The organism is Sediminicoccus rosea, assembly GCF_033547095.1.
GTDB classification, from domain to species: domain Bacteria; phylum Pseudomonadota; class Alphaproteobacteria; order Acetobacterales; family Acetobacteraceae; genus Roseococcus; species Roseococcus rosea.
Map to the genome: position 1 here is coordinate 41,872 of NZ_CP137852.1, position 15,939 is coordinate 57,810.

The window sequence follows — 15,939 nt, forward strand, 5'->3', positions numbered from 1 at the left end:
CGGGCGGCATAATGCGCGCCAGGTCATGCAACTTGCGATTGAAGTGCCGCGAGCGTCCCTGTTAGCCTGCCACCCGCCGCCGAAGGCCAAAGGGAGAGAAACGATGACGCTGTCACGCCGCGCGGGCCTCGGGCTCGCCGCCATGGGTCTTGCCGCCCCCTTCATGGCGGCCCCCTCCATGCCGGCCCGGGCCGCGGCCCCCTTCCGCAACCAGGCCGCCCCCGCCTGGTATCGCTTCCGCATCGGCGAGTTCGAGGCGACGGTGATTTCCGACGGCGCGCTCCCGCTCGGCAAGCCGGGCGATGGGTTTCCGGGCGCCCCGCCGGCCGAGATGAACCGCATCCTCACCGACAACTTCCTGCCGACCGACGGCGTTGTGCTGGAGCAGAACATCCTGGTGCTGAACACCGGCCGGCAGCTCATCCTCTTCGACACCGGCATGGGCGAGAGCATGGGCAATGACAGCCGCATGTTCGGCCCCACCACGGGGCGCATGGTGCAGAATCTCCGCGCCGCCGGGATCGAGCCAGCGCAGATCGACATCGTCGCCGTCACCCACGCGCATTGCGACCATTGCTGGGGCCTGGTGGATGCATCCGGCGCGCGCGTCTTCCCCAACGCGCAGGTCGCGATCAGCGAGCTGGACCTGCGCTTCTGGACGGATGACGCGAACAAGCGCGGCCCAGCCTTCATGCCCATCTTCATCGAGGGCGCGAAGCGCAACCTCAACGCCTATCGGGATCGGATCATTCCGGTGCGCGACGAACAGCCGGTGGTGCCCGGCGTCACGGCCCTGGCCACGCCGGGGCACACTATCGGGCACCATGTCTTCGCCATCAGCAGCGGCGGGCGGACGGTGATCAACTCCGGCGACCTCGCGCACCACCATGCCATCATGCTGCGCCGCCCCGCCTGGGAATTCGCCTTCGACAGCGACCCCGCGCAATCCGCCCGCTCGCGCGCCCGCATGCTGGACCGCGTGGCGACGGACCGGCACGCGCTGCTGAGCTACCACTTCCCCTGGCCGGGCCTTGGCCATGTCGCGCGGCAGGGGGATGGCTATGCCTGGGTGCCGGCGCCGATGAACGTGACCGGGCTGGGTTGAGGCGGGCTTGGATGACGGCGGTTTAAGTCGCCTGCATCCTTCTTTCCGATACAGTCCCAGCCAAGCAAGGTTTGGGGGAAGCGCTTGGACAAGCCCTTCGAGGGAATCGCGCAGGCGCAGGAGGCCGGCTACGCCGATGACCTGCGCCATTTCTCCTTCCGCAACTACGGCGTCGAGGACTGGGTCGGCCTCGGCCTGCTCTGGGTGCTGGGCATCCTCGTCTTCACGCAGTTCTTCAGCCGCTACGTCCTGAACGACAGCGTCGCCTGGACGGAGGAAGTCGCGCGCTACCTGCTGATCATCCTCACCTTCATCGGCAGCGCCGGGGCGGTCCGGCGCGGCACGCATATCCGCGTCGAGGCGCTGGAAATGGCCCTGCCGCCGCGCGGACGGCGCGTGCTCTGGGCCGTGCAGGATCTCGGCCGGCTGGCCTTCTGGGGCTTCGGCGCCTGGATCAGCGTGGACCTGTCCGAGCGCATGGGCGTGATGCCGATGGACAGCCTGAATGCCTCGCTCGCCTGGGTCTATTGGCCGGTGGCGGCGGGCTTCGCCGGCATGTTCCTCCGCGAGTGCTGGTGGGTCTGGCGCCGCTGGCGGCACGGAGATGCGCCAAGCCAGCAGGATGTGCTGGCTTGATATCTGTGTGCCCTCAGGCGCCGGCCGCGGGGCGACCGGATTCGTGCGTGGCAGCTCTCACATGACGAAGGCCTGCGCGACTTTAGAGGATTTGGCCGCACCGCGGCCGGCGCGCCGCGACCTCCTCCCCAACCCGCGCCACATCTCCACGGCGCGAAGGCCAGGCGGCGGAGCCGCCGCCCGCTGCTTGAGGGCATGAAAACATGACCGCCGCCATCCTGCTCTTCGGCTTCTTCGGGCTTCTCGCGCTCGGCCTGCCGGTCGCCATCGCGCTGGCCGGCGCCTCCATCATCTTTGCGCTGGTGGATGGCTCGATTCCGCTGCTCGCCATCGTGCATCGCATGGTGGGCGGCGTGGATTCCTTCCCACTGCTCTGCGTGCCCTTCTTCATCTTCGCCGGCATGCTGATGAACTCGTCCGGCATCACCGAGCGCATCTATGACTTCGCGGTGGCCGCCGTCGGCTGGATGAAGGGCGGGCTCGGCCAGGTGAATGTCGTGGGCTCGGTCGTCTTCGCGGGCATGAGCGGCACGGCGGTGGGCGATGCCGCGGGCCTCGGCACCATCGAGGTGCGGGCCATGCGCGCCCATGGCTATGACCCGAAATTCGCCGTCGGCATCACGGCGGCCAGTTCCATGCTGGGGCCGCTGCTGCCGCCCTCATTGCCGCTCGTGATCTACGGCGTCTCGGCCAATGCGAGCATCGGGCAGCTCTTCGCCGCCGGCATCGTGCCGGGCCTGCTGCTCGCCTCCTGCCTGATGGTGATGGTCTGGTGGTATGCGCGGCGGTACGGCTATGGCGCGGACGCCAAGTTCCGCGTCTATGAGCTGGGCCGCACGCTGATGCGCGGCCTGCTGCCGCTGCTCACTCCGGTGCTGATCATCGGCGGCATGCGCTTCGGCCTCTTCACACCGACCGAGGGCGCGATCTGCGCGGTGGCCTATGCGCTCTTCCTCGGCGTCATCGTCTACCGCACCCTCGGCTTCCGCGCGATCTGCAAGGTGAGCTTCGAGACGGTGGAGGTGACGGCCACCATCCTCCTCATCGTCGCCGCATCGGAGATCTTCGGCTGGCTGCTGACGACGACGCGCGTCAGCGAGCAGGTGGTGGGCTGGGTGCTCTCCATCACCGAGCAGAAATGGCTGATCCTGCTGATCGCCAATGTCTTCCTGCTGCTGGTGGGCCTGGCGATCGAGCCGCTGCCGGCCATCCTGATCCTGGTGCCGATCATGCTGCCCATCATGGAAAGCATCGGCGTGGACCCGGTGCATTTCGGGCTGATCATGGTGCTGAACCTGTGCATCGGGCTGCTGACGCCGCCCGTGGGCATCGTGCTCTTCATCCTGGCCCGCGTGGGCGGCATCTCCTTCGAGGATGCGGCCCGCGGCGTCATGCCCTTCCTGGTGCCGCTGGTGGGCGTGCTGCTGCTCTGCACCTATGTGCCGGAGGTGGTGATGTACCTGCCCAACCGGTGGTATCGGTAGGGCGCGCGGTCAGCCCTTCGCCTTCAGCGCGCTCAGCTCGGCCTTCAGCGCCGCATTCTCGCTCTTCAGCGCGTCCAGCTCGCTGCGGCCCTGGAAGGGCGAGAAGAGGTTCATCGCGCGCTCCATCATCAGCATGTTGCGCTGGCTGATCTCCTCCAGGCTGAAGGGCTTCAGCGCCTGCTCCATGCCCCGCCGCATCTCCTCCTGCTGGCGAGAGAAGCCGGTCATCGTGGCTTCCAGGTAGCGCGGCAGCACACCTTGCAGACTATCCCCATAGAAACCGATCAATTGCCGCAGGAAGCTCTCGGGCAGGAGGTGGCTGCCCTTCGCCTCTTCCTCGACGATGATCTGCGTGAGGACGGAGCGTGTGATGTCATCGCCCGATTTCGCGTCATAGACCACGAAATCGCGGCCGGCGCGGACCATCTGGGCCAGATCCTCCAGGGTGACGTAGCTGCTGCTCTCGGTGTTGTAGAGGCGCCGGTTCGCGTATTTCTTGACGACGACGGGTGGTTTCGCCGGCTTGGTCTCGGCCGATTGATCGGGCATTCGGGCACCCCAGTTTGGCTTTGGTTGGAGTTTCTGGCTTCGGTCGGAGTTCTGGCGTTTGTTGCAGTGCGAGCGTAGCACAGCCGGCATGGGAAGCCGCAAGGCTTCGCGCTATGTTGGTCCCTCCATCAACACATAGTCACGGGCATGGATGAACTCCCCCGAGGATCTCGACCGCCTGGCCGCCGACTGGATCGCCCTCTGGGAGAGCGAACTGGCGGGCCTGGGCCAGGATGCGGAACTGGCCGAGGCCTGGTCCGCCTCGGTCGCGTTGATGGCGGCCTTCTGGCGCGCCCAATCGGCGCAGATGGCGGCGGCGGCCAAGTGGCAGGCCCCGCATGAACCCGGCACGCCCTCCTCCTCCCCGGCGGGGCCCGCGCCCGCTCAACCTGCACCTGATCCTGGGCGCCAGCCGGGGGATGGCGGCGATGATGACGCCGCTGCCCTCCGCGCCCGGCTCGCCGAGCTGGAACGCCGGCTGGCCGCGCTCGAAGGCGGGCCAGGCGGAGGCAGCCCGGATCGCCGCAAGCCTCGGGCCCCTCGGCGCAAGCCCTGAGGCATTTCGCGGCGCGGTGCTGCGCCGCCTCTGGCGGGAGGATGCGGCCCTGCTGCGCGGCCTCGCCGCCTATCGCCGCCATCCGCACGCCCGGCGACTGAGCGACCCGGCCGTCCTCTGGCAGGAGGGCTCGGCCCGGCTGCTGGATTATGGCGGCGCCGGACGGCCCGTCCTCTTCGTCCCCTCGCTCGTCAACCGCGCCCATGTGCTGGACCTGGACGAGGGCGCCTCCCTCATGCGCTTCCTGGCCGGGCAGGGTGTCCACCCGCTGCTGCTGGACTGGGGCTGGCCCGGCCCGGTGGAGCGCCGCTTCACCCTGACCGACCATATCGCCGGCCGGCTGGAGCGCGCGCTGATGGCCGCCCCGCATGGCCTCATCCTGGCCGGCTATTGCATGGGCGGGCTGCTGGCGCTCGCCGCCGCGCAGCGCCGCCCGGATCGCGTGGCGGGCCTCGCCCTGCTCGCCACCCCCTGGGATTTCGGCGCCATCCCGCAGGCCCCCAGCATGGCGAAGCTGTTGCCGGGGCTGGAACCGATGATGACGCCGATGAACGCGCTCAGCGTGGACATGCTGCAAAGCCTCTTCGCCATGCTCGACCCCTATTCGATCGCGGAGAAATTCCGCGCCTTCGGCCGGCTGGACCAGGCCTCCGCCCGCGCCCACCGCTTCGTGGTGCTGGAGGACTGGCTGAATGACGGCGTGCCGCTGGCCGCCCCCGTAGCGCGGGAGACGCTGGGCGAGTGGTATGGCCGCAATACGACGGCCCGGGGGGAATGGGCGGTGGCCGGCCTGCCGGTGACGCCCGGGGACTGGCGCGGGCCGAGCTTCATCGCCGTCCCGGCGCGGGACCGGATTGTGCCGCCCGCCGCCGCCCTGCCGCTGGCCGCCGCCCTGCCAGGGGCACAGGTCCATCTCGCGCGGGCCGGGCATATCGGCATGGTGGCGGGCGAGAATGCCGAAGGCGCTCTGTGGCGGCCGCTGCTGGAATGGCTGCGCGGGCTGTAGCCGCAGCGCAAGCCAGACATACCGGGCGCAAACTTGCCCCTCCCCGCCTCTCACTTTATAGGCGCGGCCAAAGTGAAGGCGTTGCACATCTTGGCCAGCATCGACTCCCCCAGCACCTCCCCCAACCTCGCCCTCGCCGCCCAGGCCGCGATCCTCGCGCTGCCGGTGACGGAAGAGCGGCGAATGGCGGATTGCATCCGCGTCCTCGCCATGGACGCCGTTGAAAAGGCCAAGTCCGGCCATCCCGGCATGCCGATGGGCATGGCCGATGTGGCGACCGTCCTCTTCACGCGCTTCCTGAAATACGACGCGGCCGACCCGCGCTGGGCCGACCGGGATCGCTTCGTGCTCAGCGCCGGGCATGGCTCCATGCTGCTCTACGGGCTGCTGCACCTGACCGGCCATGCAGGCATGGAGATGGAGGTGCTGAAGAACTTCCGGCAGCTCCATTCCGCCGCCGCCGGCCACCCGGAATATGGCGAGCACCCGGCCATCGAGATGACCACCGGCCCGCTCGGCCAGGGCATCTCCACCGCCGTCGGCATGGCGATGGCCGAGCGCATGCTGGCCGCCCGCTTCGGCAAGTCGCTGGTGGATCACCGCACCTGGGTCATCTGCTCCGACGGCGACCTGCAGGAGGGCATCAGCCACGAGGCGGCGGCGCTGGCAGGCCATCTCGGGCTCGACAAGCTGACCGTCCTCTGGGACGACAACCACATCTCCATTGATGGCGACACCGCCCTCTCCTTCAGCGAGGACGTGCTGCGCCGCTACCAGGCCTATGGCTGGGCGGTGAAGCGGGTGGACGGGCATGACCACGCGCAGCTCGCCGCCGCCATGGCCGCCGCGACACGCAGCAAGAAGCCGACCATCATCGCCTGCCGGACCATCATCGGCTTCGCGGCGCCGAAGAAGGCGGGCACCGCCGGCAGCCATGGCGCGCCGCTGGGCGCCGACGAGATCACCGGGGCCAAATCGGCGCTCGGCTGGAACGCGGAGCCCTTCACCATCCCCGAGGGGTTGAAGGCGCGCTGGGAAGAGGCCGGCCGCCGGTCGGCCGGCACGCGCCGCTCCTGGCTGAAGCGCCTCGCCAAGCACCCGATGCGCGTGGAGTTCGAGCGCGCCATGGCCGGCAAGCTGCCGGAGAACTGGGCCGAGGGGCTGAACGCGCTGCGTGCGACCTTCGCCACCGAGAAGCCGAAGATCGGCAGCCGCATCGCCAGCCAGCGCAGCCTGGGCGCGCTGGTGCCGGCGGTGCCCGAGATGGTGGGCGGCAGCGCCGACCTCACCGGCTCCAACAACACCGACGTGAAGGGCGTGCCCGCCATCGGGCCGGGCAACTTCAACGGCCGCTACGTCCATTGGGGCGTGCGCGAGCATGGCATGGCGGCGGCCATGAACGGCATGGCGCTGCATGGCGGCATCATCCCCTATGGCGGCACCTTCCTGATCTTCGCCGACTACCTGCGCCCCGCGCTGCGCCTCGCGGCGCTGATGCACCAGCGCGTCATCCATGTGCTGACGCATGACAGCATCGGCCTCGGCGAGGACGGCCCGACGCACCAGCCGGTCGAGACCATCGCCTCGCTGCGCGCCATCCCCAACCTCGCCGTCTTCCGCCCCGCCGATGCGATGGAAACCGCCGAGTGCTGGGAACTGGCGCTGCGCCGCACGGAGGGCCCCTCGGTGCTGGCCCTCTCGCGCCAGGCGCTGCCCGCGCTGCGCGAGGATGCGACCGAGAACCGCTCCGCCCGCGGCGCCTATGTGCTGGCCGAGGCCGAGGGCGCGCGCGACGTGACGCTCATCGCCACCGGCAGCGAAGTGCAGTTGGCGATCGCCGCCCGCGCCACGCTGGCCGAGCAGGGCATTCAGGCCGCCGTCGTCTCCTTCCCCTGCTGGGAGATCTTCGCCCAGCAGGACGAAGCCTACCGAGCCAGCGTCCTGGGCACTGCGCCGCGCATCGGCATCGAGGCCGGCATCGGCTTCGGCTGGGAGCGCTGGACGGATGCCTTCGTCGGCATGAACGGCTTCGGCGCCTCGGCGCCCGCCGAGAAACTCTTCGAGCATTTCGGGATCACGGCCCCCGCTCTCGTCACGGCCGCGAAGTCGCTTCTGGGCCAAGGCCCCAACACACAGGGACAATCCAAATGACGGTGAAGATTGCCATCAATGGCTTCGGGCGCATCGGCCGCCTGGTTCTGCGCGCGGCCTGCGAGAGCGGGCGTGACGACGTGGAGTTCGTGGCCATCAACGACCTCGGCTCGGTCGAGGCGAATGCCCACCTGTTCCGCCATGACAGCGTGCATGGCCGCTTCCCGGGCGAGGTGATCGTCAACGGCGACAGCATCACCATCAAGGCGCATGGCAAGACCTGGGGCCCGATCAAGGTGACGGCCGAGCGCGACCCCTCCAAGCTGCAATGGAACGGCGTGGACGTGGCGGCCGAGTGCACCGGCATCTTCACCGCGCGCGACAAGGCCTCGATGCTGCTCGGCACCGGCGCGAAGAAGGTGCTGATCTCCGCGCCTGGCGACGGCGCGGACAAGACCATCGTCTATGGCGTGAACCACACGACGCTGACGGCCGAGGACAAGATCGTCTCCAACGCCTCCTGCACCACCAACTGCCTGGCGCCCATCGCCAAGGTGCTGCACGACCATTTCGGCATCCTGCGCGGCTACATGGTCACCATCCATGCCTATACGGGTGACCAGAACACGGTGGACACGCTGCACAAGGACCTGCACCGCGCCCGCGCCGCCGCCGTCTCCGCCATCCCGACCTCGACCGGCGCGGCCAAGGCCGTGGGCCTCGTCATGCCGGAGCTGAAGGGCAAGCTGGACGGCACCGCCATCCGCATCCCGACGCCGAACGTCTCGCTCGTCTCGCTCGACTTCGTGCCGGCCAAGACCGAGGGCCTGACGAAGGAGGCGATCAACGCCGTGATGAAGGCGGCGGCCGAGAGCGGCCCGCTGAAGGGGATCCTCGGCTACAACACGGCGCCGCTGGTCTCGATCGACTTCAACCACGACCCGCACAGCTCAACCTTCGATGCGACGCAGACGCAGGTGGTGGATGGTGGTCTGGTCCGCGTGATGTCCTGGTATGACAATGAGTGGGGCTTCAGCAATCGCATGAGCGACACGGCGGCCTACTACGGCAAGCTTTGATTTGATGCCCTCAAGCGCCGGGCGCGCGCGTTCGCGCGCTTGGCTTCGCGCCGCTTAGGGCGCGCCCGGCGGAACTGATTGTCTGGGCGCGCCGGCCGCCTTGCGGCCGGATTCTCCGAGGGCGGCTCCTCTTCTTCCGATCCGTTCCCCTGGAGATGTTTCATGCCCGCGTTCCGCACCCTCGATGACCTCGATCCGCGCGGCAAGCGCGTGCTGCTCCGCGCCGACCTGAACCTCCCGGTGAAGGACGGCAAGATCACCGACATGACGCGCATCGAGCGCCTCTGCCCCACCATCGCGGAGCTTTGCGCCAAGGGCGCGCGCGTCATCGTCTGCTCCCACTTCGACCGGCCCAAGGGCAAGCGCGTGCCGGAGATGTCGCTGAAGCCGATGCAGGCCGCACTCTCGGCCTCGCTCGGCAAGCCCGTCGCCTTCGTGGATGACTGCATCGGCGGTGAAGCCGAGGCCGCTGCCGCCGCGCTGAAGGATGGCGAGGTGCTGCTGCTCGAGAACACGCGCTACCACGCGGGCGAGGAGAAGAACGACGCGGCGCTGGCCGCTGGCCTCGCGAAGCTCGCTGATGTGTTCGTGAACGATGCCTTCTCCGCTGCCCACCGCGCACATTCCAGCACCGAGGGCGTGGCGCGCCTGCTGCCCGCCTATGCCGGCCGCCTGATGCAGCAGGAGTTGGAGGCGCTGGATGCGGCGCTCGGCAATCCGCAGCGGCCCGTGGTGGCGATTGTCGGTGGGGCGAAGGTCTCCACCAAGCTCGATCTGCTGGGGAACCTCTCCTCCAAGGTGGATGTGCTGGTGATTGGCGGCGCCATGGCCAACACCTTCCTGGCCGCGCAGGGCCATTCGGTCGGCAAATCGCTGCAGGAAGCGGACATGCATGACACGGCGCGGGAGATCCTGGCCGGCGCCAAGGCGCGCGGCTGCGAGATCGTCCTGCCGCTGGACCTGGTGGTGGCCGAGGGCTTCGCCGCGCATTCGCCCAACCGCGTGGTGGGGCTGGATGGCGTGCCGGCGGACATGATGGCGCTGGATGTGGGCCCTGCCACGGTGGCCGATGTGGTGAAGCGCTTGTCGGCGGCCAAGACGCTGGTCTGGAACGGCCCCTTCGGCGCCTTCGAGATCGCGCCCTTCGATGCGGCGACGGTGGCGGTGGCGAAGGAGGTGGCGCGCCTCACCGAGGCCGGGCAGCTGCGCTCGGTGGGCGGTGGTGGCGACACGGTCTCCGCGCTGCGCCATGCCGGCGTCTCCGAGCGGATGAGCTATGTCTCCTCCGCCGGCGGCGCGTTTCTCGAGTGGCTGGAAGGGAAAGAGCTCCCCGGCGTGGCAGCTCTTTCTTAGCGGTTTGCAAAGGCCTGGGCCTTTGCTGGGGTTCCAGGGGGCAAAGCCCCTTGGTGGCTAATAGGGAAGCTTCAGCCCCGCTTCCCGCCACGGCATGCTGACCAGCTTCCCGGTATTCGACAGCGTGATGTAGGCCGTCTTCATGTCGGCCCCGCCGAAGCAGATATTGGTCGGCATGCGTTCCGGCATCTTCACCACGTCCAGGATTTCGCCCGCGGGTGAGACAGTGGTGATTTCTCCTGAGACCAGCGTGGCGACGACGATGTTGCCCGCCGCCGTGATGGCCAGGCTGTCCAGCCGGCGGAAGCCCGGGAATTGGCAGAGCAGCGAGCCACCGCTGGTGCTGGGCCAGGGGTTCTTGCGGAGGTGGCCCGGCCCCATGATGTCGAAGGCCCAGAGGCGGCCGGTCTCGGTTTCCGCGACGTAGAGCTTCTCGCCATCCGGGCTGATGCCGATGCCATTGGCGCCGCCGAAGATGGGGAAGGCCGCTTCCACGATGCGGCTGCCGTCCAGCGCCGCCCAATAGACGCCGCCATGGTCACGGTCCCGCGCGCGGACCTTGCCGAGGTCGCTGAACCAGAAGCCGCCCTTGCCGTCGAGCTGCAGGTCGTTCGGGCCCTTCAGCATGACGTCGCCGCAGCGGTCATAGAGGGTGCGGACGCTGCCGGTGGCGAGGTCCACCACCTCGATGCGACCATTGGTGTAGTCGGGCGCGGTGCCGGAGGGGCGGAGGATCTCCGGCTCCTCATGCCAGGTGAAGCCGCCATTGTTGCAGAGGATGAGGGTGTTGTCGGGGCCGGCGGCCAGGCCGTTCGGGCCGCCGCCAGTGCGCGCGATGATGCTGCGCGTGCCATCGGGGCTGATGCGGGAGATCACCTGCGCCTCGATCTCGACGAGGGCGATGGAGCCGTCGGGCAGCACCACCGGGCCCTCGGGGAATCGGAGGCCGGTGGCCAGTGTTGTGAGACTCATGCGCGGTCCTCCTATTTGGGTTGGGGCCCTTTTGGTTCGGGCCAGGATGCGCCACGCTCGCGGTGCCGCCAAGATGGAGCCGTGCCGCATGGATCCCGTCACACTTGCCGTTCTCTCCGCCCGCTTCACCGCGATCGTCGAGGAGATGGGCGAGGGCCTGCTGCGCACCGCCTATAGCCAGATCCTGAATTCCAGCCGCGACTTCTCCATCGCGGTGACGGATGGCGATTGCCGGCTGGTGGCGCAGGCGGACCACATTCCCGTGCATGTCGGCGCCATGCCCTTCGCGGCGAAGGCGGTGCGGGACGCGTTTGGCGAGCGGATGAAGCCGGGCGACGTGTTTCTCCTGAACGACCCCTGGCATGGCGGTTCGCATCTGCCGGATCTGACGATCGTCGTGCCCGTCTTTGAAGGTGGGCAGATTCGGTTCTTCTCCGTGGTTCGCGCGCATCAGAGCGACATCGGCGGCGGCACGCATGGCGGCTACAACCCGGGCGCCACGGAGATCTGGCAGGAAGGGCTGCGCATCCCGCCCATCCTGCTCGGCGAACATGGCGCGATGCGCGAGGACCTGGTCGCGATGCTGGCGCTCAATACGCGCATCAACCGGGATTTCCGGGGCGATCTCGCGGCGATGCTGGGCGCGGCCAAGCTCGGCGCCAACCGGCTGAATGACCTGCTGGCGCAGCATGGTGGCGCGGGACTGATGGCGGCGGTGGAGACCATCCTCGAGCTCTCGCACGCCCATACGCGGCGCATCCTGGAAGCCTGGCCGGATGGCACCTGGACCGGCACGGCGCTGCTGGATGATGACGGCCATGGGAACGAGAACATCGCCATCCGCGCCACCTGCACCAAGCAGGGCGGCACCCTGACCGTGGATCTGAGCGCCAGCGACGACCAGGTGCCGGGCTTCGTGAATTCCTCCTACCCGAACATGTTCTCGGCGGTCTGCATGGCCTTCGCCTATCTGTTGGATGCGGATGTGCAGAAGAACGAGGGGGCGTTTCGCGCGCTGCGCGTCGTGGCGCGCGAGGGCAGCGTGGTCTGGGCGCGGGAGGGCGCGGCGGTCACCCTCTGCACCAGCCATTGCAGCAATGAGATCGTGGAGGCGATCATGCGCGCCATGCAGCATGCCTGCCCCGAGCGCGCGATGGGCGGCTGGGGGCGGCGCTTCCGCATCGCCATCACGGGGCGCGACGCGCGCCGTCCGGAGCGGAAATTCGTCTGGCACCTGTTTCATGCGCGGCCCGGCGGCGGCGGGCATGCGAAGGGCGATGGCTGGTCCACCGCCGGCGAGTGGCATTCGGCAGGCGGTTTGAAATTCGGCAGCGTCGAGATGGCCGAGGCGCGCTTCCCGCTGCATTTCCGCCGCCATGAATTCTGCGCGGGCACGGCGGGCCCCGGCCAGTTCCGCGGCGGCCATGGCGCAGAGCTGGAGCTGGTGCTGGAGAGCGACGGCCCCGCGCGCGGCAACACCGCGGGCGATGGCGCTCGGCATGGCAGCGCGGGCATGTGCGGCGGCCAGGACAGCGCGCCACACCGCTACGCGCTGCGCCACGCCGATGGCACGGAGCGCCTGCTCAGGACGAAGGAGGTGGGCGTGGAGATCCAGCCCGGCGAGGTGCTGCACATCCGCTCGGCCGGCGGCGGCGGCTGGGGCGACCCGGCGCAACGCGACCCCGCGCTGATCGCGCGCGATATCGAGGAAGGGCTTGCTGCGCCGCCGATTCACGCCCTGGGCGAGGTGGCCCCTGGCGATCGGAGGCAATCCTGATGCGCTACACCATCGGCGTCGATGTCGGCGGCACCTTCACGGATGTGGTCGGCGTGGATGAGGAGGGCCGCGAATTCCTCGCCAAGGCGCCCAGCACCCCGCAGGATCAGAGCGAGGGTGTGGTGGATGGCCTCTCCAACCTCGCCGCCGCCATTGGCCTGACGCTGGCGGAGCTGCTGGAGACGACGACGCGCATCGTCCATGGCACCACCGTCGCCACCAATGCGCTGCTGGAGCGGCGCGGGGCGAAGGCTGCGATGCTCACCACGGAAGGCCATCGCGATGTGACGGCGATGCGCGAGGGGCTGAAGCCCGCGCGCTACGACCTGCGCCTGCCGCAGCCGCCCGCGCTTATTCCCCGCCAGCTCCGCCTGCCGGTGCGCGAGCGGCTGCGCGCCGATGGCCGCGTGGACATCCCGCTGGATGCGGCGAGCCTGGAATCAGCCATCGCCACCCTGCGCGCGGCCGAGGTGGAATCGGTCGCCATCTGCTTCCTCCATTCCTGGGCGGCGCCCCAGCATGAGCATGCCGCGGCGGAAGCGGTGCGGGCGGCGCTGCCCGGCGTCTTCGTCACCTGCTCGGCCGATGTGCTGCCGCAGATCAAGGAGTTCGAGCGCTTCTCGACCACGGCGGTGAACGCCTATGTCGGCCCCGTCGTCTCCCGCTACCTGACGCGGCTGGAGGCACGGCTGCGCGCGGCCGGCTACGTGCAGCCGGTCTTCGTCATCCTCTCGCATGGCGGCATGGCCCCGATCGCGGAGGCCGCGCGGCTCGCCGTCGGGACCGCGCTCTCGGGCCCGGCGGGCGGTGTGGCTGCGGCCGTGGCGTTGGCAAAGCGCGGGATGGGGGGGCAGCTGGTCACGCTCGACATGGGCGGCACCTCCACCGACATCGCGCTGATCCAGGACGGCGCCGCCACGCTCGGGCGCGGGCGGGAGGTGGGCGGCGAGCGCATCGCGCTGGACAGCCTCGACATCATCACGCTGGGCGCCGGCGGCGGCTCCATCGCGCATCTGGGCGCGCGCGGCACGCTGGAGGTCGGGCCGCAATCCGCCGGCGCGCGGCCTGGCCCCGCCTGCTACGGGCATGGCGGCACCGAGCCCACGGTCACGGATGCGAACCTGGCACTGGGCTATCTCGACGCCACGCGCTTCCTGGGAGGTGCCAGGCTACTGGATGCGGCGGCCTCCGAGCGCGCCATCGCGGCGTTGGCGGGCAAGCTCCAACTCTCGACCGAGGCGACGGCGCTTGGCATCCATCGCCTGGTGAATGCGCGCATGGCCGATGGCGTGCGGGTGGCCACCGTCCGGCGCGGCGTGGACCCGCGCGGCGCCACGCTGCTCGCCTTCGGCGGCGCGGCCGGGCTGCATGCAAGCGCGGTGGCACGGGATCTCGGCATGGCGCGCATCGCCGTCCCGCTCTTCGCCGCGGGGCTCTCCGCCTGGGGCATGCTGCAGACGGAACTGCGGCACGAGATCGCGCGCAGCGTCGTCAGCGCCACCGCCATGCCGGGGGATGCGGCGCTCGCCGCGCTTTTCGACGGGTTGGAGGAAGAAGCCCGCGCGCAACTCGCCCAATGGTTCCAGGGCCAGGTGCGCGCCCACCGCGCGGCCGACCTCCGCTATGGCGAGCAGGTCTTCGAGATCACGGTGAACCTGGACGGCGTGCCGATGACGCAGGCTGGCCTGCGCGAGGCCTTCCACGCCCGCCACCGCGCCCTCTTCACCTATGACCTGCCGGAGGAGGAGGTGGTGCTGGTCACCGCCCGCGCCGCCGCCGCCGGCCTGCTGCCGCCCCTGCCACAGCGCCCGGCCGGGGCGGCCCAGCCCGCCGCCCCGCTCGGCACGCGCCGGGCGCTGCTGGAGGACGGGTGGATGGATCTGCCGGTCTGGGATTTCGCGGCACTGGCGGGCGGGCAGGCAGTGGCCGGCCCCGCCATCATCGAAAGCGCGACCACCACCATCCTGCTGCTGCCCGGCGATCAGGCGGCGATGGATGCGCGGGGCTGGCTCACCATCGCGCTGTGATCAGGCGGGACGGTCCTGGCCGTCCCATCCGGATTTGCGCTCGTAATGCCGGTAATACTTGTCGGTGATCTGCTGCGTCATCACCACGATGGCGACATCGGTGGTGTTGAACTGCTCGTCGAGCACCGCGCCATCGCCCACATAGCCGCCGAGCCGCAGATAGCCCTTGATGAGCGGCGGCAGGGACATCAGGGCCCTTTTGGCATCGAAGCTCCCGGCCGGCAGGCGGTTCATCGGCAGGTAGCGGGATTCCACCGCGCGCGGGCAAAGCTCCGGCGGCGCCTGGTGGTTCTGCGCGAGATAGGAAAGCTGCGCCGCATTGGCGTCGAGGTCGGTGCCCGGCAGGCTGGCGCAGCCGAACATCAACCCGATCTTGTGGTTGAACACATAGGCAGCGATGCCGCGCCAGAGCAGCTGCAGCGTGCCGCGGGTGCGATAGGCGACATCGGTGCAGGAGCGGCCCAGTTCCAGGATACCATGCTGGTAGGCGAGGATGGGCGCGATGTCGTACTCATCCTCGGAATAGAAGCGGCCGATGCGCTGGGCGGCGCTGCGGCGGATCAGGCGGTAGGTGCCCACCACGCTCTCGGGCCCCTCGCCGCGGTCATGGTCCACCACCAGCAGGTGGTCGGCCACGGCGTCATAGGCGTCGGCGTCGAGGCGGCTTGCCGTCGTGGCGGCATCGGCGCGGGCGCCCATCTCCTCGTAGAAGACCCGGTAGCGCAGCGCCTGGGCGGCGACGACCTCGGCCTCGCTCGTCGCGACGCGGACGCCGAGGTTGCTCGAGCGGATCTCCTCGAAGGGCGGCGCCTCAGTCATCGGCGGCGGCCGAAGATCTCAAGGCGCAGCTGGACGAGTTCGAAGCCGAGCCGGGCGGCGATCTCGCGCGCCAGGGCATCGTGCTCGGCGTCGGAGAATTCGATCACGTTGCCCGTGTCCACGTCGATCAGATGGTGATGGATGCCGCGGTCGGCTGGGTCGAAGCGGGCGCGGCCGCCGCCGAAGTCGCGGCGCTCCAGGATGCCCTTTTCTTCCAGCAGGCGGACGGTGCGATAGACGGTGGCAACGGAGACGCGGTTGTCCAGCGCCACGGCGCGCCGGTACAGCTCCTCCACATCGGGGTGGTCTTCGCTTTCGGAGAGGACGCGCGCGATCAACCGGCGCTGGCCTGTCATCTTCAGGCCGCGCTCCACGCACATCTGCTCGATCCGGGACATGCGGTCGCTGATGGTCCCGCCCTCTCTGCCTTCCTGACCCGACATCACCGGGCGCGCTTCAGCCCATAGAGCAAGTCGGCGCCTGAA

14 protein-coding genes are annotated in these 15,939 nt (G+C 69.4%); 10 read left to right on the forward strand and 4 right to left on the reverse strand.

From position 1 onward, the window contains the following. The first annotated feature begins 103 nt into the window (after nucleotides 1–103). The 3 genes from R9Z33_RS00185 (at nucleotide 104) to R9Z33_RS00195 (ending at nucleotide 3,225) form a co-directional block, all read left to right on the forward strand. Entirely contained in the window at nucleotides 104–1,105 is a 1,002-nt protein-coding gene (locus tag R9Z33_RS00185; protein ID WP_318649272.1) for an MBL fold metallo-hydrolase, read from the forward strand. An 84-nt stretch (nucleotides 1,106–1,189) separates the two neighbouring features. After that, a complete protein-coding gene (locus tag R9Z33_RS00190; RefSeq protein ID WP_318649273.1) occupies nucleotides 1,190–1,741 on the forward strand; it encodes a TRAP transporter small permease in 552 nt (183 codons plus the stop codon). A 203-nt stretch (nucleotides 1,742–1,944) separates the two neighbouring features. Then, the gene (locus tag R9Z33_RS00195; protein WP_318649274.1) at nucleotides 1,945–3,225 is read left to right on the forward strand and encodes a TRAP transporter large permease; all 1,281 of its coding nucleotides are present in this window, start codon (nucleotides 1,945–1,947) and stop codon (nucleotides 3,223–3,225) included. Nucleotides 3,226–3,234: 9 nt separating this feature from the next. Here R9Z33_RS00195 and phaR read toward each other — a convergent pair whose 3' ends face one another. Further along, nucleotides 3,235–3,774: a polyhydroxyalkanoate synthesis repressor PhaR gene (gene phaR, locus R9Z33_RS00200; RefSeq protein ID WP_318649275.1), complete on the reverse strand. Its 540-nt coding sequence runs from the start codon at nucleotides 3,772–3,774 to the stop codon at nucleotides 3,235–3,237. 151 nt (nucleotides 3,775–3,925) lie between these two features. Between phaR and R9Z33_RS00205 the strand changes: the two genes are divergently transcribed. The 5 genes from R9Z33_RS00205 (at nucleotide 3,926) to R9Z33_RS00225 (ending at nucleotide 9,859) form a co-directional block, all read left to right on the forward strand. Continuing rightward, a complete protein-coding gene (locus R9Z33_RS00205) occupies nucleotides 3,926–4,330 on the forward strand; it encodes a hypothetical protein (RefSeq protein WP_318649276.1) in 405 nt (134 codons plus the stop codon). Between the two features lie 16 nt (nucleotides 4,331–4,346). Further along, nucleotides 4,347–5,336, forward strand: a complete 990-nt coding sequence (locus R9Z33_RS00210; RefSeq protein WP_318649277.1) for an alpha/beta fold hydrolase — start codon at nucleotides 4,347–4,349, stop codon at nucleotides 5,334–5,336. Between the two features lie 99 nt (nucleotides 5,337–5,435). Continuing rightward, the gene (tkt, locus tag R9Z33_RS00215) at nucleotides 5,436–7,487 is read left to right on the forward strand and encodes a transketolase (RefSeq protein WP_404830676.1); all 2,052 of its coding nucleotides are present in this window, start codon (nucleotides 5,436–5,438) and stop codon (nucleotides 7,485–7,487) included. Next, complete coding sequence (gene gap, locus R9Z33_RS00220; protein ID WP_318649279.1) at nucleotides 7,484–8,506, forward strand: type I glyceraldehyde-3-phosphate dehydrogenase; 1,023 nt, start codon at nucleotides 7,484–7,486, stop codon at nucleotides 8,504–8,506. The genes tkt and gap overlap by 4 nt, the downstream gene beginning before the upstream one ends. Before the next feature lie 162 nt (nucleotides 8,507–8,668). After that, on the forward strand, nucleotides 8,669–9,859 hold the full coding sequence (locus R9Z33_RS00225; RefSeq protein WP_318649280.1) for a phosphoglycerate kinase: 1,191 nt from the start codon (nucleotides 8,669–8,671) through the stop codon (nucleotides 9,857–9,859). A gap of 57 nt (nucleotides 9,860–9,916) precedes the next feature. Here the strand turns inward: R9Z33_RS00225 and R9Z33_RS00230 are convergent, their stop codons facing one another. Further along, entirely contained in the window at nucleotides 9,917–10,831 is a 915-nt protein-coding gene (locus tag R9Z33_RS00230) for an SMP-30/gluconolactonase/LRE family protein (RefSeq protein ID WP_318649281.1), read from the reverse strand. 88 nt (nucleotides 10,832–10,919) lie between these two features. Here R9Z33_RS00230 and R9Z33_RS00235 point away from each other — a divergent pair, with 88 nt between their 5' ends. Next, nucleotides 10,920–12,608, forward strand: coding sequence for a hydantoinase B/oxoprolinase family protein (locus R9Z33_RS00235; protein ID WP_318649282.1), 1,689 nt, complete (start codon nucleotides 10,920–10,922; stop codon nucleotides 12,606–12,608). Further along, nucleotides 12,608–14,635, forward strand: coding sequence for a hydantoinase/oxoprolinase family protein (locus R9Z33_RS00240; RefSeq protein WP_318649283.1), 2,028 nt, complete (start codon nucleotides 12,608–12,610; stop codon nucleotides 14,633–14,635). The genes R9Z33_RS00235 and R9Z33_RS00240 overlap by 1 nt, the downstream gene beginning before the upstream one ends. Here R9Z33_RS00240 and R9Z33_RS00245 read toward each other — a convergent pair whose 3' ends face one another. Together R9Z33_RS00245 and R9Z33_RS00250 are read right to left on the reverse strand one after the other, a co-directional pair. Further along, a complete protein-coding gene (locus tag R9Z33_RS00245; protein WP_318649284.1) occupies nucleotides 14,636–15,454 on the reverse strand; it encodes a GNAT family N-acetyltransferase in 819 nt (272 codons plus the stop codon). Continuing rightward, nucleotides 15,451–15,897, reverse strand: a complete 447-nt coding sequence (locus tag R9Z33_RS00250; RefSeq protein WP_318649285.1) for a Fur family transcriptional regulator — start codon at nucleotides 15,895–15,897, stop codon at nucleotides 15,451–15,453. Before R9Z33_RS00250 ends, R9Z33_RS00245 begins: the two co-directional genes overlap by 4 nt. Between the last annotated feature and the right edge of the window lie 42 nt (nucleotides 15,898–15,939).